The organism is Streptomyces sp. LS1784 (genome assembly GCF_020103755.1).
Classification (GTDB): domain Bacteria; phylum Actinomycetota; class Actinomycetes; order Streptomycetales; family Streptomycetaceae; genus Kitasatospora.
Map to the genome: position 1 here is coordinate 1 of NZ_JAHSQD010001247.1, position 645 is coordinate 645.

1 protein-coding gene is annotated in these 645 nt (G+C 78.1%); it reads left to right on the forward strand.

Annotated features, from left to right (window positions below):
• On the forward strand, positions 1-645 hold a 645-nt coding region (locus tag KS423_RS46805), incomplete at both ends, for a DUF4350 domain-containing protein (protein ID WP_308020339.1).

Genomic DNA, 645 nt, shown 5'->3' on the forward strand with positions numbered 1-645 from the left:
CGCCGCCGCCCGGCACCGGCGGCTGGTGCTGGTCGCCCCCGGCCCGGCCGCGCTCACCGCACTCGCCCCCGGCATCCGGCTGTCCGACGACGCGGGCGGACTGCCGTACGCCTCCGTCCGCTCCGCCCCCGCGGAGTGCTCGCTCCCCGAGGCCGTCCGGGCCGGCAGCGCCCAGCAGGGCGGCATGCTCTACACCAGCGGCAGCCGCGGTGAGGGCTGCTACCCGCGCGCCCACGGCTACCCGCTGGTCAGCCTCCCGGCCGGGGACGGCGACCGCGATGTCATCGTGCTCGGCAGCGGCACCTTCCTGCACAACGGCGAACTCGCCGAGGACGGCGACGCCTCCCTCGCACTCGGACTGCTCGGCTCGCAGCCCCGCCTCACCTGGCACCTGCCCGACTACTCCGCCCCGCTCCCCGAGGGCACCCGCACCAAGACCTTCGGCGACTACCTGCCGAGCGGCTGGCACTGGGCCGGCTACCAGCTCGCCGTCGCCGCCGTGCTCGCCGCCCTCTGGCGCGGGCGCCGACTCGGCCCGGTGGTCAGCGAGAACCTTCCCGTGGTGGTCCGCGCCGCCGAGACCACCGAGGGCCGCGCCCGCCTGTACCGGCGGGCCAGGGCCCGCGGCCGCGCCGCCGAGGCGCT